Origin of the sequence: Pseudomonas sp. Xaverov 259 (assembly GCF_019352915.1) — a bacterium.
Classification (GTDB): Bacteria; Pseudomonadota; Gammaproteobacteria; order Pseudomonadales; family Pseudomonadaceae; genus Aquipseudomonas.
Window position 1 is genome coordinate 61,652 of the sequence record NZ_JAAAFV010000072.1, and the last position, 15,516, is coordinate 77,167.

Here is a 15,516-nt window from a genome sequence, read left to right on the forward strand (position 1 = left end):
TTATTTCTCCATCGGCGTGGCGTCGCGGCCGCGCAAAACGATGTCCCAGCGATAGCCGAGGGCATAGGACGGAATGGTTTTTTCCAGATCAAAACTGGCGATCAGCCGCTGCTTGGCGCTGGTGTCCGGCACGCAGTTGTAGATCGGGTCGTATTCCAGCAGCGGGTCGCCGGGGAAATACATCTGCGTGACCAGCCGCGTCAGCACGCTGGGGCCAAACAGCGAGAAGTGGATATGCGCAGGGCGCCACGCGTTGTGGTGGTTGCCCCACGGGTAGGCGCCGGGCTTGATGGTCTGGAACTGATACCAGCCGTCGGCGTCGGTGACGGTGCGGCCGGTGCCGGTAAAGTTGGGGTCCAGCGGCGCGTCGTGCAGGTCGCGTTTGTGGTTGTAGCGACCGGCGGCGTTGGCCTGCCAGATCTCCACCAGAATGCCCGGCACCGGCAGGCCGTTTTCATCCAGCACACGGCCGTGGATGATGATGCGCTCGCCCTGGGGCTCGCCTTCGTGCTGAGCGGTGAGGTCGTTGTCCTTCTCGTCGACTCGCTCGGCGCCGATGGTCGGGCCGGTAATTTCCGACAACGAGTGCGGCAAAAACACCAATGGCTGGGACGGCGAACGCAGGTTCGTCGACTGGTAGGCCGGGTGCAGGTAATCAGGTTGGGTGCCCGCTTTCGGGCGCCGGTAACCGGGCTTGTCACTCATGGAACAATCCTCTCTTATTAGATGCGTTCAATCGCCAGGGCCAAGCCTTGGCCGACGCCCACACACATAGTCGCCAGGCCTTTGCGGCCGCCGGTTTTCTCCAACTGATGCAGTGCCGTCAGCACCAACCGCGCGCCGCTCATGCCCAACGGATGGCCAAGGGCGATGGCGCCGCCATTCGGGTTGACCTGTGCTGCATCGTCGGCGATACCCAGTTCACGCAGCACCGCCAGGCCTTGGCTGGCGAAGGCTTCGTTGAGTTCGATCACGTCAAAGTCGGTGACCGCCAAACCGAGGCGCTCCACCAGTTTGCGCACCGCCGGCACCGGGCCGATGCCCATCACACGCGGCGCAACCCCGGCGCTGGCCATTCCCAACACGCGGGCGCGGGCGGTGAGGCCGTGCTGTTTGACGGCTTCGGCAGACGCCAGAATCAACGCCGCCGCACCGTCATTCACGCCCGACGCATTGCCGGCGGTGACGGTTTTATCCGGGCCATTAACCGGCTTGAGTTTGGCCAGGGCCTCCAGGGTGGTGTCGCGTGGATGCTCGTCGTGCTCCACCAGGGTTTCGCCTTTTTTATGCGCGACGCGCACCGGCACGATCTCTTCGGCGAAGAACCCGGCGGCTTGCGCGGCGGCCGTGCGTTGCTGGCTGCGCAGGGCGAAGGCATCCTGATCGACGCGGGACACGTTGTAGTCGTCGGCGACGTTATCGGCGGTCTGCGGCATCGCATCCACGCCGTATTGGGCCTTCATCAACGGGTTGATAAAACGCCAGCCGATGGTGGTGTCTTCCAGTTTCATGTTGCGTGAAAACGCCGCGTCAGCCTTGCCCATCACAAATGGCGCACGGGACATCGACTCGACGCCACCGGCAATCGCCAGCTCCATTTCGCCGCTGGCGATGGCGCGAAAGGCCGTGCCGATCGCGTCCATGCCCGAGGCGCACAAGCGATTGAGGGTCACGCCGGGAATGCTTTCCGGCAAGCCCGCCAACAGCAACGCCATACGCGCGACGTTACGGTTGTCTTCACCGGCCTGGTTGGCGCAACCGAGGAATACTTCGTCGACGGCGCTCCAGTCCACCGACGGGTTGCGCTCGATCAGCGCCTTGATCGGCAAAGCCGCCAAGTCATCGGCGCGCACCGTGGACAAACCACCGCCAAAACGGCCGATGGGCGTGCGGATGGCATCACAGATAAACACGTCGCGCATCAGGCTTCTCCCGGTGCTTGGCCGTGGGCAGCGGCAGTGCGAGCTTCGAGATCACGCAGCGCGGTCAGCTCCACGTCGGTCGGCTCGGCGGTGGTGCTTACATGGTCGGCAAAACGAATTGCCCAACCGGTGGCCGCCACCACTTGCTCGCGGGTGACGCCAGGGTGCAAGGCGGTGACCACGAACTCATGGCTGCCCTCCTCCGGTTCCATGATGCACAGGTCGGTAATAATCCCGACAGGGCCGGCGCCGGGCAGGCCCAAGCGCTTGCGTGAGTCACCGCCCTCGCCGTGGCCGACCGAAGTGATGAAGTCCAACTTGTCGACAAACGAACGCGCCGACTGCTTGAGGATGATCAACACGCTCTTGGCGGAACCGGCAATCTCCGGCGCGCCACCGGCACCCGGCAGGCGCACTTTGGGTTGGTGATAGTCCCCCACCACGGTGGTGTTGATGTTGCCGAAGCGGTCGACCTGGGCGGCGCCGAGAAAGCCGACGTCGATGCGCCCGCCTTGCAGCCAGTAGCGAAAAATCTCACCGGTCGGCACTACGGTGTCGGCGGTTTCGGCCAATTCGCCGTCACCGATGGACAGCGGCAGCACCGATGGCTTGGCGCCAATCGGGCCGGATTCGTAGATCAGCACCACGTCCGGCGACGACGTCAGGCGTGCCAGGTTGGCGGCCTTGGAAGGCAAGCCGATGCCGACAAAGCACACCGAGCCGTTCTTGAGGCGGCGCGCAGCGGCGACGGTCATCATTTCATTGGTCGAGTAAGCCATTACTTGGCCTCCTGCGCGTTGGCCAGCTTGGCCTGGAATTCACTGAAGTCAGCGGTGCCGTGGATGTATTCGTCGATCCACGCAGTAAAGGTCCCACGGTCACGGGCGATCGGGTCCCACGCCTGATAGAAGCGGTTGTCACGCTCGTTGTAGCCGTGGGCGTAGGACGGATGCGCACCACCGGGTACATGGCACACCGCAGTCAGGGCCCAGGTCGGCAATACGCAACTGTTCATCGGCGCATTCAGGTCGTCGACGATTTCTTCGACGGTGACGATGCAGCGCTTGGCCGCCAAGGCTGCTTCCTTCTGCACGCCGAGAATGCCCCAGAGCAACACATTGCCCTTGCGGTCGGCCTTTTGTGCGTGGATCACGGTGATGTCCGGGCGAACCGACGGCACCGCCGCCAGCACTTCGCCGGTGAATGGGCAGGTCACGGTTTTGATCAGCGGGTTGACCTTGGGCAGGTCGGAACCGGCGTAGGCACGCAGCACCGCAAACGGCAGGCCCGAGGCGCCGGCGACGTAGGCATTGGCCAGGTCGGCGTGGCTGTGCTCTTCGATCTCCAGCGGCTGCGGCCATTGTTTTTCAACGGCGTCGCGCAGGCGATGCAGGGAGCCCACGCCCGGGTTGCCGCCCCAGGAGAAAATCAACTTGCGCGCGCAGCCGGCACCGATCAACTGGTCGTAGATCAAGTCAGGCGTCATACGCACCAGCGTCAGGTCTTTCTTGCCTTGACGAATGATTTCATGACCTGCCGCCGTAGGGATCAGGTGGGTGAAGCCTTCGAGGGCGACGGTGTCGCCGTCGTTCACGAAGCGCTTGACCGCATCACGCAAGGTGAGAATTTCAGCCATGGGGTTGGGCTCCCGGTGTGGATCGAAAAAGGCGCTGAGGTGGCGCCGAAGTGCTTGAAGATTAAGCCGGGCAAATGGGCCAAACAATCCGATAATCGACTCAGCGTTCGATTATCGAACAGATTGTTGGCAGGCTATCGATCTACGTCAGGTCGCATCCGCATGGCTGACCATGCCCTTGATCACCACAGCAGCCGTGGCCAACGCCGCCGGAATCACCAGCGCCGTCAGCACTTGTTCGAAGTTCCAGCCCAGGCCCAGCAAGGTGGCACCCATCCACGCGCCAAGGATCGCGCCGAACCGGCCAATGCCAAGCATCCACGACACACCGGTGGCGCGGCCTTGGGTCGGGTAGAAGCGCGCAGCCAGGGACGGCATTGCCGATTGCGCGCCGTTGACGCACATCCCGGCGATCAACACCAAGGTCGCCAACAGGGTGATGTTGCCCAGGCTCTGCCCGACAGCGTAGGCAAACACCCCGGCCAGCAGGTAGAAAGTGCCGATGACCTTGTGAGGGTTGAAGCGGTCCATCGCCCAGCCCACGCCGACCGCACTGAGCACGCCGCCAAACTGGAACAACGCGCCGATAAAGGCGGCCTGTTCCATGCTGGCGCCACTGTCGCGCATCAGGGTCGGCAGCCAACTGGTCAGCAGGTAAACAATCACCAGGCCCATAAAGTAGGTGAGCCACAGCAGCAAGGTGCCGGCGCTGTAGGTGCCGGAGAAGATCACCGCGAACACGTTGCGGGCCTTGACGGTGTTTTGCTCGGGCACGCTGAAGCGGGTGGCCTGGGCAACGATCGTGGGCTCGATGGGTGACAAGGTTTTGCGCACCTTGTCGGTACCGCGATTGCGCACCACCAGGAAACGCGCCGACTCCGGCAGCCAGACCAGCAGCACCACCGCCAGGATCAACGGCAGGATGCCGCCGATCAGCAGCAGGCTATGCCAGCCGAACGCAGGGATCAGCTTGGCCGAGATAAACCCGCCGCCGGCCATGCCCAGGTTGAAACCGCAGAACATGCTGGTCACCAGCAACGATTTGTGGCGCTCGGGGGTGTATTCGGACAGCAGCGTGGTGGCGTTCGGCATTCCCGCGCCCAGGCCTAGCCCGGTCAGGAAGCGCAGGACCAGTAACTGGTCGACGTTGGTGCTGTAGGCCGAGGCCAGGCTGAACGCGCCAAACACCAGCACCGCGCTCACCAGCACCACTTTGCGGCCGAAACGGTCCGCCAGCGGGCCGGAACCGAGTGCGCCGAAGACCATGCCGATCAACGCGGCGCTCATCACCGGGCCGAGGCTCGCACGGTCGATGCCCCAATCCTGGGACAACGCAGGCGCAATAAAGCCCATGGCGGCGGTGTCGAGGCCGTCGAGGAAGACAATCAGGAAACACAGGATCACCACGCGCCACTGGTAGCGCGACAGTGGCTGGGCGTTGATAAAGGACTGCACGTCCAGAGTGGTACCGACAGAAGGCTGATTCATTATTTTTATTCCACACCGATGGCGGGCCAACGACCTGGGGTCGTCATTATTATTGGGCGGCTCCTCAGAGCGCTGCCGCACAGTAATAAGTCGGGGGAAACAGCGTCAATTGATCAAACCGGGATCTGTGCGGTCACCGAACACTTAGGCAAACAGTTGCGCACTCAGCTCGCGGCTGGCGCTGAGCATGCTCGGCAAAAAACGCTGCTCCAGTTCGCTGCGGCTGACACGCCCGGCGTGGGTGCTGACATTGAGCGCGGCCAACACCTGGCCGGAAGCGTCGTACACCGGCACGGCGATGGAACGCAGGCCCTGCTCCAGTTCCTGATCGACGATGCACCAGCCCTGTTGACGCACTTGTTGCAGGCATTCGAACAAGGCTTCGGGCGTGGTCAGGGTGCGGCTGGTCTTGGTTTGCAGGTCGGCGTGGTCGAGATAGTCCTTGAGCGAGGCATCGTCCAGCGCCGCCAGGAGGATGCGCCCCATCGATGTGCAATACGCCGGCAAACGCCCGCCCACAGACAGGTCCACCGAGATCAGGCGCTGGGTGGTGGCAGAGCGGGCGATATACAGGATGTCATCGCCTTCCAGGGTCGCCATGTTGCAGGCTTCGTGCAATTGCTCGCTCATGCGGTCCAGGTACGGCTGGGCCGATACGGCCAATGGCGTGGAGGACAAATAGGCATGCCCCAGGGTCAGGACCTTGGGCAGCAGCGAATAGGTGCGCCCATCGGTGGTGGCATAACCGAGTTTGATCAAGGTGTGCAGGCAACGGCGCACGGCGGCACGCGGGATTTCGGTACGGTGGCTGATCTGGGCGATGGTCAGGTGGCGCTTGCGCTCCTGAAACGCCTGCACCACGGCCAGGCCACGCGCCAGGGAGGTCATGAAGTCCGGATCACCGGTAAACGCCTGGATACGCTTGGCCGGTGAAGCCACGATCGGCGGCGCCACTGATGCGAAGGAGTTGCGCAATTGATCGTTCATTTCAAGGGTCCTTTCTCTTGTTTTCAACCGCGGGGAGGGTTGGCCGCCATTACAAGCCGCGCCAGCCGGGATGCACAAGGTGGCGCCCGCAACATTGGGCGATTATCGGACGGCCATGCGATTATCGCAATTCTGCCGGTGGAACCCGACAGCCGGTGGGACCACTACAGTAATGCGCAGAACGCGCGAATGACTCACACCGCCATGTAACAAAAGTCTCACACGAAGTTGACGCTTTTTAACTTAATGCTGATAGTTTTATCCAAATGCGCCGCTATAATGCAGCTTGTGCAGAGGTCGGCCCGGTTTGATTGTCATCGGGAGTGGAGCTCACCAGGCGATGCGTGTTGCATGCATCATCGGTCACACATACCTGTTTATAAGATTTGCCCTTTGGTCTTTTTTTCAAACTTGAATGGTTCAACTGTTCAATTTCAAACAACCCGAGGACGACTTTCAGGCATGCCGTTGCACAGTCAATACACTCAACTTAATTAGGTAACACTGTGACGAAAGACGAACTGCGCGCGGAACTTGAGCGCCAGGAACAACGTTACAAGGACGTTTACGGCGGGGAAGTCACCACCTACGCCGCGCAACCTGAGCCGGAGCGCAAACCCTGGCGCAAACGCGCCAGTTTGCTCGATCAGGCATTTGCCCAGGAAATCCAAAAGATTGAACAGGAACTCAAAACCGAAGAGCCATAAGCCCTTCGCTCTGAGTTTCCAGGGTCTTGCTGTCTCTGCCGGCTCACCGCCGGCGGAGGGCACCGCGCATGGACTTACCATTGGTCAGCGTCCTGCTGCTGCCAACGAAATTTCATACAAATGTTTCAGACATGACGTTTGCATGTCAAATCCGTGTCTTTTCGGCCCCATACTTTATAAATCAAAGACTTGCCAAAGCCCCGAAAACCCTGGGATGCACCGCTTTGCCCGATGCTTTTTCAGTGAAGATTGTTACCGATGAGCAGCTAATGCATCGATTACTGAGGTTTTCTGGCATAATCGCGCCCCCTTACGACCGGGTCAGAAAACCTTCATGATCGATTTATTCAGCGGACTGGATGCTTGGGTTCTAGTGAGCCTGTTGCTCGCCCTGGCCTTTGTCCTCGCCTTCGAGTTCATCAATGGCTTTCATGACACCGCTAACGCGGTGGCCACAGTCATCTATACCAAAGCCATGCCGCCGCACCTGGCCGTGTTCTTCTCCGGGGTGTTCAACTTCCTTGGCGTGTTGCTCGGTGGTGTCGGTGTCGCCTACGCCATCGTGCACCTGCTGCCGGTGGAGTTGCTGATCAATGTGAACACCGGCCATGGTCTGGCAATGGTCTTCTCTTTATTGGCAGCGGCGATCACCTGGAACCTGGGCACCTGGTACTTCGGTATCCCGGCCTCCAGTTCCCACACCCTGATCGGTTCGATCCTCGGTGTCGGCCTGGCCAATGCCCTGATCAACGACATTCCCCTGGCTGATGGTGTGAACTGGCAGAAAGCTATCGATATCGGTGCTTCCCTGGTGTTCTCGCCGATGGCCGGCTTTCTGGTCGCAGCCCTGGTGCTGATCGGCCTGAAATGGTGGCGCCCACTGTCGAAGATGCACAAGACCCCGGACCAGCGCCGCAAGCTTGACGACAAGAAGCACCCACCGTTCTGGAACCGTCTGGTACTGGTGATCTCGGCCATGGCCGTGAGCTTCGTGCACGGATCCAACGATGGCCAGAAAGGCATCGGCCTGATCATGCTGGTGCTCATCGGTATCGTACCGGCGCAGTTCGTACTCGACCTGGGCAGCACCACCTACCAGATTGAACGTACTCGCGATGCCACCGTGCATTTGAGCCAGTTCTACCAGCGCAACAACGCCACCCTCGGCGAGTTCCTGGCACTGGGCAAAAGCGTAAAGGACGACCTGCCGGGCAAGTTCCAGTGCAACCCGCAGCAGACCGAGCCGACTATCAATGCATTGATGGAAACCCTCAAAGGCGTTTCCGACTACCATTCGCTGACTGCCGAGCACCGCATTGAAGTGCGCCGCTACCTGCTGTGCCTGGACGACACCGCGAAGAAAGTCGGCAAGCTGCCGGGCCTGGAAGCGCGTGAGAAGTCCGACCTGGACAAGCTGCGCAAAGACTTGACCGCCACCACCGAATACGCCCCGTTCTGGGTGATCCTCGCCGTCGCACTGGCCCTGGGCCTGGGCACCATGGTGGGCTGGAAGCGTGTGGTACTGACCATCGGTGAGAAGATCGGCAAGCAAGGCATGACCTATGCCCAGGGTATGTCGGCACAGATCACCACGGCGAGCATGATTGGCCTGGCCAACATCTTCAGCCTGCCGGTGTCGACCACCCACGTGCTGTCGTCCGGTGTGGCCGGCACCATGGTCGCCAACAAGAGTGGCCTGCAAGGTGGCACCGTGAAGACGATCCTGATGGCCTGGGTGTTGACCTTGCCGGCAACCGTGGGCCTCTCGGCCGGGTTGTTCTGGCTGGCGTCCAAGGCGTTAGGTAGCTGATAGGCTGCGGTTAAAAAGAAGGCGTGATCCTGATGGGGATCGCGCCTTTTTTTATCTCCGCAGATCGTTCCCACGCTCCGCGTGGGAATGCCGCCGAGGACGCTCTGCGTCCGGCACTTATTGTTGTGACGCGGAGCGTCAACGGATGCATTCCCACGCGGAGCGTGGGAACGATCATCTAAATAAAGGCCAAAAAAAAGGGCGACCGAAGTCGCCCAAAATGCCTTGCGTGCTCATGTAACCCAGAAGAACTTACGGTTCTTTACGCTTATTAGCGTCCTTCCAGATAAAAATCCCAAACCCTACAAAAAACAGCACCATGAGGCTGACAGTCAGCACCCCGGCAAACACCACATTATCGAAAAACATGACCGGCCTCCTGCTCATGCCCTGTTGCGATAGGGCTAAGTTAATCGAGAAGGCGGATTGGAAAATTGACGGGGATCAATGTCGCCCGCAACGGGGCGTAAAGAAGGGCAATAACTGACCTGCATCAAGGGATGCAGGTTGTTTCAACGCTTTTTCGGTTTGTTCTTCGACTTCTTCTTGGTCTTGCCTAAAGGCATCGCTTGTTCAAACGCCTGGCGCACTTCGTTAAGGCGCTTGTCGTTCAGGTCATGCACACGCTTGGCGCGTTCGGCATTCAGGTCAATCAGCTTGTCGTCATCACTCATGGCTTGGCATACGTCGTGGCGGGAATGGGCTAATAATGCGGCCTCCTCTGCCCGACGGCAAATCAGCTGGCGACAAAAGGCAGACCATCACCCAAAATCGGCACACACCCAAACACACCAAACCCGGAGACGAACTCAGGTGGCACTGCACAAGGACCTTCCACCCCTGCTGGCCCTGCGCGCCTTCGAGGCCGTGGCGCGCAACTTGAGTTTTATCAAGGCGGCAAAGGAGCTGTCAGTGACCCAGAGCGCCTTGAGCCATCAGGTCCATAAGCTCGAAGAACACCTTGGCAAACCGCTGTTTATTCGACGCACCCGCGCGATTGATCTGACCGCCGACGGCCAATACTACTACGACGAAATCCGCCCGGCCCTCGACATGATCGCCGCCGCCACCCGCGCGCAAAAAGTCGCCCCCACGAACACGGTCCTGCGCGTGGGCCTGCTGGCCTCGTTTGCCACGCTGTGGCTGGCTCCGCGCCTGGCAGGGTTTCTCAATCGTTATCCGCATATCCAAGTGGAGCTGCTGCCAGCGATTCAATTGGCCAACGTCGCCGCCGCCGAGGTCGACCTGGCCATCCGCTATGGCAAGGGCGACTGGCCCGATGTGCAGGCCACACGCTTGATGGCGGAGGTCATCTCACCGGTGTGCAGCCCGGCCTTCAAGGCCAGTCAACTGCACAACGCGCCCTTGTTGATGGCCACCTCGCACCGCCCTTTCGAGTGGACGGATTGGTCTGCGCACTACCGGGTCGACCTCGAACACCACCCACGCGTGATGCTGCACGACTACAACATCGTGGTCGAAGCCGCCGTGGCTGGCCAAGGCATCGCCATGGGCCGTCATCGTCTGATAGAGCGCAAGCTCAAGGACGGCAGCCTGGTGGAAGCCTTTGACTGGCCGCCCTATCACAGTGAAATCGGTTACTGGCTGATCGTGCCTCAAGGCCCTGCGAGCCAAGCCGTCGAATGCTTCAGTCAATGGTTGCAAGACACCTGCGCCGACGCATGAGCTATTTCGATACGTCGCGTGAGATCTATCCGTTTGTCGCCCATTGCTACAACAAACATGCTCAAACCTCTTAACCCGAGAGGATTCAACATGAGCGACTCCATCCGCCAACGCGTACGAGCCCTTGGCCTGATGCTGCCAACTCCCAGCCAACCCGCAGCCAATTACATCAACCATGTGATCAGCCAGAACCAGCTGTTTATCTCCGGGCAAATTCCCATGGTCGACGGTAAACCTGCCTACATCGGCCGGCTGGGCGAATCCCTCAGCGATGAAGAAGGTGCCCAGGCAGCAGAGCTGGCGGCGCTGGGCTTGCTCGGCCAGTTAAGCGCTGCCGTCGGCGATGACCTGTCGCGCGTGGTGCGTATTCTCCGTTTGGGTGTGTTCATCGCCAGCAGCGGCGATTTCACACGCCAAAGCGTGGTTGCCAATGGCGCCTCCAATCTGCTGGTCAATGCCCTGGGCGACAAAGGCCGGCACGTGCGCACCGCCGTCGGCGTTTCGAGCCTGCCCGCCGGCGTCGCCGTGGAGGTGGACGCCATTTTCGAGCTGCAGCCGTGAGCCCGCTGCAAGTCCAGCACCTGCGTGACGACACACCCGGCTGCCTATCGGGCATCGTGCATTTCAACCACGCCGGTGCCTCGCTGCCGAGCCAAGCCACCCTCGACGCCATCATCGACCAGTTGCAGCGCGAAGCCCGCGATGGCCCCATGGAAGCCGGCGAGCATGGCGCGATCCTGGTGGAAAAAGCCCGGCGCGCAGCCGCGCAATTGCTCAATGCGCCCGCCTCCTCGATTGCCTTTGCCAGCAGCGGCTCAACCGCCTGGAATATGGCGTTCCAGGCCTTGGGCCCCTGGCAGCCGGGCGAGCGCATCCTGGTCGGCCGCCATGAATGGGGCGGCAACCTGGCGAGTATGCAGCTGGCGTTGCAAGCGGGTGCACAAGTGGAGGTCATTCCCTGCGATGCCACCGGCGCAGTGTGCCCGCTGGCGCTGGAAGCGATGATTGATGCCAACGTCAAGCTGATCGACCTGACCTGGCTGCCGGCCAATGGCGGCCTGATCAACCCGGCCCAGGCCATCGGCGAAGTGGCCAGGCGCCACGCAATCCCCTACTTCATCGACGCCGGCCAAGCCGTCGGCCAGTTGCCGGTGGATGTACAAGTGTTGCACTGCGACGTGCTCAAGTCGGCCGGGCGCAAACACCTGCGCGGGCCGCGTGGCACGGCGCTGCTGTATGTACGACCGGACTTTCTGCAACGCCTGAACCCCGCCCAGCGCGATGTGTTCTCGGCGCCCTGGACTGCTGAAGGGTTCGACCTGCGTAACGATGCCCGCCGCTTTGAAACCAGCGAAGTGTCCTACGCCTTATTGGTGGGCCTGGGCAATGCGTTGCAGGAAATCAACCGACTGGGCGTGGAGCAGACATGGGAAAGGGTCCTGCAGCTCAGTGGACGAATCCGCGACGCGCTGCGTCAGATTCCGGGCATCTCACTGCACGATTTGGGCACGGCCCACTCAGGACTGATCGCCTTTAACCTCGCCGGTTGGGACGCGTTTGAACTCAAACGCAGGCTGGGATTGAAGCGCATCAACATCGGCGCCAATGGCGTGGCCTACACGCCGCTGGATATGCAGGCGCGGGGGCTTACAAGCATTGCGCGGGTGTCTGTCAGCCCGCTCAACACCGAGCACGACATCGAGTTGCTGATCGCCGCGCTGCGCGAGTTGCGCAATTAAACCTCGACGTCCACCCACAAACCCTGGCGCGGCGCGTCTTCGATCAGCGGCGCTACCGGCACCGTGTTGTCGGCGTTGAGCTCATCGCCGGGGATCGCCAGGTGCGCGTCAGGGTCTTCATCCGCTTCGCGCCGGCGTTTCTGCTGCTCTTGCTGACGGCGTTGTTCTTCGCGCAGTAAAAAAGTCGACTGCTCGGCATCGCCCTTTTTCAGATCGATGGTGCTTTCGTTGGAGCCCGGCTGAACAGGCACCACGGGCGGGATATCCGGCTTCTGGCGCACCGGGTCAAGCTGTGACGTAACCGGCACAACACTCAGGGGCAGTATGGGTGGCAGCATGGCTTTTAGTCTCCTGTTCAGCAGACTGTCGGCTGCGGGAGGGGCGACTTGAGTGCCAAGCCCCCAACTTGTGAACCAATCGTCATCTATCCGACGAACATATCGCCCTTTTTCTTGCCGCTTGTAGCTTAAAGCTTGAAGCTGCACCTATTCCTTTTGGTCTGGAAGCCGTGTTCCGTTAGAATAGTCGGCTTTTTCACGGCGGGAGTCAGGCAGCATGGCGCAGCAGTATCAACCGGGGCAACGCTGGATTAGTGACAGCGAAGCAGAGCTGGGGTTAGGCACCGTTCTGGCACAGGACGGGCGCTTGTTGACCGTGCTCTATCCGGCCACTGGCGACACTCGTCAGTATGCGCTACGGAATGCGCCCCTCACTCGTGTGAGGTTTTCGCCGGGTGACAGCATCACCCATTTCGAAGGCTGGAAAATGACCGTACAGGAAGTCGACGACGTCGATGGCCTGCTGGTCTACCACGGCCTCAATGGGCAGAACGAGCAGGTCACCCTGCCGGAAACCCAACTGTCGAACTTCATCCAGTTCCGTCTGGCCAGCGACCGTCTGTTCGCCGGGCAGATCGACCCGCTGGCCTGGTTCTCGCTGCGCTACCACACGCTGGAACACACCAGCCGTCAGTTGCAGTCCTCGCTGTGGGGCTTGGGCGGCGTGCGTGCGCAACCTATTGCTCACCAACTGCACATCGCCCGCGAAGTCGCTGACCGTATCGCGCCACGGGTATTGCTGGCCGACGAAGTGGGCCTGGGCAAGACCATCGAAGCCGGCCTGGTGATCCATCGCCAACTGCTGTCGGGCCGCGCCAACCGCGTGCTGATCCTGGTGCCGGAAAACCTGCAACACCAGTGGCTGGTGGAAATGCGCCGCCGCTTTAACCTGCAGGTTGCGCTGTTCGACGAAGAACGTTTTATCGAAAGCGATGCCACCAACCCGTTCGAAGACACCCAGCTGGCGCTGGTAGCCCTGGAATGGCTGGTGGACGACGAGAAGGCCCAGGACGCGCTGTTCGCCGCCGGCTGGGACCTGCTGGTAGTCGACGAAGCCCACCACTTGGTGTGGCATGAAGAAAAAGCCAGCCCGGAATACGCGCTGGTCGAGCAACTGGCCGAAGTGATCCCTGGCGTGTTGCTGCTCACCGCCACCCCGGAACAACTGGGCCAGGACAGCCACTTCGCGCGCCTGCGCCTGTTGGACCCGAACCGCTTCCACGACCTGCACGCCTTCCGCGCCGAAAGCGAGAACTATCGCCCGGTAGCCGAAGCCGTACAGGAGTTGCTGGACAAGGGCCGCCTGTCGCCAAAAGCACACAAAACCATCCAGGGTTTCCTCGGCAACGAAGGCGAAGCGCTGCTTGCCGCCGTCAACGATGGCGACACCGAAGCCAGCGCACGCCTGGTGCGTGAGCTGCTCGACCGCCACGGCACCGGCCGCGTATTGTTCCGTAACACCCGCGCCGCCGTGCAGGGTTTCCCGGAGCGCAAGCTGCACGCTTACCCGCTGCCGAACCCGGACGAATACCTCGAGCTGCCGCTGGGCGAACACGCCGAGCTGTACCCGGAAGTCAGCTTCCAGTCGCAGCCGGATGTTGAAGAAGAAAACCGCTGGTGGCGTTTCGACCCACGCGTCGAGTGGCTGATCGACCAGCTGAAAATGCTCAAGCGCACCAAAGTGCTGGTGATCTGCGCCCACGCCGAAACCGCCATGGACCTGGAAGACGCCCTGCGCGTGCGCTCCGGCATCCCCGCCACGGTGTTCCACGAGGGCATGAACATCCTCGAGCGTGACCGCGCGGCTGCCTACTTCGCAGACGAAGAGTTCGGCGCCCAGGTGCTGATCTGCTCGGAAATCGGCAGTGAAGGCCGTAACTTCCAGTTCTCCCACCACTTGGTGCTGTTCGACCTGCCGTCCCACCCCGACCTGCTGGAACAGCGGATCGGCCGTCTGGACCGGATCGGCCAGAAGCATGTGATCGAACTGCACGTGCCGTACCTGGAAACCAGCCCGCAAGAGCGCCTGTTCCAGTGGTACCACGAAGCCCTGAACGCATTCCTCAATACTTGCCCGACCGGCAACGCCTTGCAGCATCAGTTTGGCCCGCGCTTGCTGCCGCTGCTGGAAAACGCCGACGACGGCGAGTGGCAAGCCCTGATCGACGAAGCGCGTGCCGAGCGCGAGCGTCTGGAACAGGAACTGCACACCGGTCGCGACCGCTTGCTGGAGCTCAACTCCGGCGGCGCGGGTGAAGGCGATGCGCTGGTGGAAGACATTCTTGAGCAAGACGACCAGTTCGCCCTGCCGATCTATATGGAAACCCTGTTCGACGCCTTCGGCATCGACAGCGAAGACCATTCGGAAAACGCACTGATCCTCAAGCCCAGCGAAAAAATGCTCGATGCCAGCTTCCCACTGGGCGACGACGAAGGTGTGACCATCACCTACGACCGTAACCAGGCGCTGTCGCGTGAAGACATGCAGTTCATCACCTGGGAACACCCGATGGTGCAAGGCGGCATGGACCTGGTGCTGTCCGGCTCGATGGGCAACACCGCCGTGGCGCTGATCAAGAACAAGGCGCTCAAGCCGGGCACCGTGTTGCTGGAACTGCTTTACGTCAGTGAAGTGGTTGCACCGCGCTCGCTGCAACTGGGCCGTTACCTGCCGCCGGCGGCGCTGCGCTGCCTGCTGGATACCAATGGCAATGACCTGTCGGGCCGTGTGTCGTTTGAAACGTTGAACGACCAGCTGGAAAGCGTGCCACGCGCCAGCGCCAACAAGTTCGTGCAGGCTCAGCGCGATCAGCTCACGCCGCGCATCAACGCCGGCGAAGAGAAGATCACCCCGCGTCACGCAGAGCGTGTGGCCGAAGCCAAACGTCGCCTGGCAGCCGATACCGACGAAGAACTGGCGCGCCTGACCGCGTTGCAAGCGGTCAACCCGACCGTACGCGACAGCGAGCTGGTGGCCCTGCGCCAACAGCGCGAGCAAGGCCTGGCCATGCTCGACAAGGCGGCGCTGCGGTTGGAAGCGATTCGGGTGTTGGTGGCGGGTTGATAACCGCCCTGCCCTGCTAAAAAGAAGGCCCGCGCATTGCGGGCTTTTTTATTGGCCTGAAGGACCTCATCGCAGCATAAGTATCTACACAACCGGCTAACACGAAGTCTGTGGCAGGTGGGCTGTTGTGGCGAACAGG

Annotated in this window: 15 protein-coding genes; 6 read left to right on the top strand and 9 right to left on the bottom strand. The window is 61.3% G+C overall.

Going from position 1 to position 15,516, the window contains the following annotated elements:
- From pcaH to pcaR, 6 genes are all read right to left on the bottom strand, one after another.
- Positions 1–705, bottom strand: coding sequence for a protocatechuate 3,4-dioxygenase subunit beta (gene pcaH, locus K0H48_RS28975; RefSeq protein WP_219337688.1), 705 nt, complete (start codon positions 703–705; stop codon positions 1–3).
- A gap of 17 nt (positions 706–722) precedes the next feature.
- Entirely contained in the window at positions 723–1,925 is a 1,203-nt protein-coding gene (gene pcaF, locus K0H48_RS28980; RefSeq protein ID WP_219337868.1) for a 3-oxoadipyl-CoA thiolase, read from the bottom strand.
- Positions 1,922–2,701 (bottom strand): CoA-transferase subunit beta, encoded by a 780-nt coding sequence (locus K0H48_RS28985; RefSeq protein WP_058421725.1) that lies wholly within the window; start codon positions 2,699–2,701, stop codon positions 1,922–1,924. The genes pcaF and K0H48_RS28985 overlap by 4 nt, the downstream gene beginning before the upstream one ends.
- Positions 2,701–3,558 (bottom strand): CoA transferase subunit A, encoded by an 858-nt coding sequence (locus tag K0H48_RS28990; protein WP_138816393.1) that lies wholly within the window; start codon positions 3,556–3,558, stop codon positions 2,701–2,703. Before K0H48_RS28990 ends, K0H48_RS28985 begins: the two co-directional genes overlap by 1 nt.
- A 147-nt stretch (positions 3,559–3,705) precedes the next feature.
- Entirely contained in the window at positions 3,706–5,046 is a 1,341-nt protein-coding gene (locus K0H48_RS28995) for an MFS transporter (protein WP_219337689.1), read from the bottom strand.
- A 144-nt stretch (positions 5,047–5,190) separates the two neighbouring features.
- Positions 5,191–6,033, bottom strand: coding sequence for a pca regulon transcriptional regulator PcaR (pcaR, locus tag K0H48_RS29000; protein WP_017137228.1), 843 nt, complete (start codon positions 6,031–6,033; stop codon positions 5,191–5,193).
- Between the two features lie 506 nt (positions 6,034–6,539).
- Between pcaR and K0H48_RS29005 the strand changes: the two genes are divergently transcribed.
- Positions 6,540–6,740, top strand: a complete 201-nt coding sequence (locus tag K0H48_RS29005; protein WP_003189295.1) for a hypothetical protein — start codon at positions 6,540–6,542, stop codon at positions 6,738–6,740.
- Positions 6,741–7,074: 334 nt separating this feature from the next.
- Complete coding sequence (locus K0H48_RS29010) at positions 7,075–8,550, top strand: inorganic phosphate transporter (RefSeq protein ID WP_138816395.1); 1,476 nt, start codon at positions 7,075–7,077, stop codon at positions 8,548–8,550.
- A gap of 252 nt (positions 8,551–8,802) precedes the next feature.
- Here the strand turns inward: K0H48_RS29010 and ccoM are convergent, their stop codons facing one another.
- Together ccoM and K0H48_RS29015 are read right to left on the bottom strand one after the other, a co-directional pair.
- Positions 8,803–8,919 carry a cytochrome c oxidase subunit CcoM gene (ccoM, locus tag K0H48_RS31000; RefSeq protein ID WP_017137226.1) on the bottom strand — a complete coding sequence of 39 codons (117 nt, stop codon included), beginning with the start codon at positions 8,917–8,919 and terminating at the stop codon, positions 8,803–8,805.
- A 143-nt stretch (positions 8,920–9,062) separates the two neighbouring features.
- Entirely contained in the window at positions 9,063–9,224 is a 162-nt protein-coding gene (locus K0H48_RS29015) for a hypothetical protein (protein ID WP_164484814.1), read from the bottom strand.
- A 139-nt stretch (positions 9,225–9,363) separates the two neighbouring features.
- On the opposite strand from K0H48_RS29015, the gene K0H48_RS29020 reads away from it, so the two are divergent.
- From K0H48_RS29020 to K0H48_RS29030, 3 genes are all read left to right on the top strand, one after another.
- A complete protein-coding gene (locus tag K0H48_RS29020; RefSeq protein ID WP_219337690.1) occupies positions 9,364–10,236 on the top strand; it encodes a LysR substrate-binding domain-containing protein in 873 nt (290 codons plus the stop codon).
- Between the two features lie 90 nt (positions 10,237–10,326).
- Entirely contained in the window at positions 10,327–10,797 is a 471-nt protein-coding gene (locus tag K0H48_RS29025) for a RidA family protein (RefSeq protein WP_219337691.1), read from the top strand.
- Positions 10,794–11,975 carry an aminotransferase class V-fold PLP-dependent enzyme gene (locus tag K0H48_RS29030; RefSeq protein WP_219337692.1) on the top strand — a complete coding sequence of 394 codons (1,182 nt, stop codon included), beginning with the start codon at positions 10,794–10,796 and terminating at the stop codon, positions 11,973–11,975. The genes K0H48_RS29025 and K0H48_RS29030 overlap by 4 nt, the downstream gene beginning before the upstream one ends.
- Here K0H48_RS29030 and K0H48_RS29035 read toward each other — a convergent pair.
- Positions 11,972–12,313 (bottom strand): aspartate-semialdehyde dehydrogenase, encoded by a 342-nt coding sequence (locus K0H48_RS29035; protein WP_138816400.1) that lies wholly within the window; start codon positions 12,311–12,313, stop codon positions 11,972–11,974. The genes K0H48_RS29030 and K0H48_RS29035 overlap by 4 nt on opposite strands.
- Positions 12,314–12,530: 217 nt before the next feature.
- Between K0H48_RS29035 and rapA the strand changes: the two genes are divergently transcribed.
- On the top strand, positions 12,531–15,377 hold the full coding sequence (gene rapA, locus K0H48_RS29040) for an RNA polymerase-associated protein RapA (RefSeq protein ID WP_219337693.1): 2,847 nt from the start codon (positions 12,531–12,533) through the stop codon (positions 15,375–15,377).
- The last annotated feature ends 139 nt before the right edge of the window (positions 15,378–15,516 follow it).

Coding starts and splice junctions, on each gene's coding strand:
- K0H48_RS29025 (WP_219337691.1), top strand. CDS start 10,327: ATGAGCGACTCCATCCGCCAACGCGTACGAGCCCTTGGCCTGATGCTG.
- K0H48_RS29035 (WP_138816400.1), bottom strand. CDS start 12,313: ATGCTGCCACCCATACTGCCCCTGAGTGTTGTGCCGGTTACGTCACAG.
- K0H48_RS28995 (WP_219337689.1), bottom strand. CDS start 5,046: ATGAATCAGCCTTCTGTCGGTACCACTCTGGACGTGCAGTCCTTTATC.
- K0H48_RS28985 (WP_058421725.1), bottom strand. CDS start 2,701: ATGGCTTACTCGACCAATGAAATGATGACCGTCGCCGCTGCGCGCCGC.
- K0H48_RS29015 (WP_164484814.1), bottom strand. CDS start 9,224: ATGAGTGATGACGACAAGCTGATTGACCTGAATGCCGAACGCGCCAAG.
- ccoM (WP_017137226.1), bottom strand. CDS start 8,919: ATGTTTTTCGATAATGTGGTGTTTGCCGGGGTGCTGACTGTCAGCCTC.
- K0H48_RS28990 (WP_138816393.1), bottom strand. CDS start 3,558: ATGGCTGAAATTCTCACCTTGCGTGATGCGGTCAAGCGCTTCGTGAAC.
- rapA (WP_219337693.1), top strand. CDS start 12,531: ATGGCGCAGCAGTATCAACCGGGGCAACGCTGGATTAGTGACAGCGAA.
- pcaR (WP_017137228.1), bottom strand. CDS start 6,033: ATGAACGATCAATTGCGCAACTCCTTCGCATCAGTGGCGCCGCCGATC.
- K0H48_RS29010 (WP_138816395.1), top strand. CDS start 7,075: ATGATCGATTTATTCAGCGGACTGGATGCTTGGGTTCTAGTGAGCCTG.
- pcaH (WP_219337688.1), bottom strand. CDS start 705: ATGAGTGACAAGCCCGGTTACCGGCGCCCGAAAGCGGGCACCCAACCT.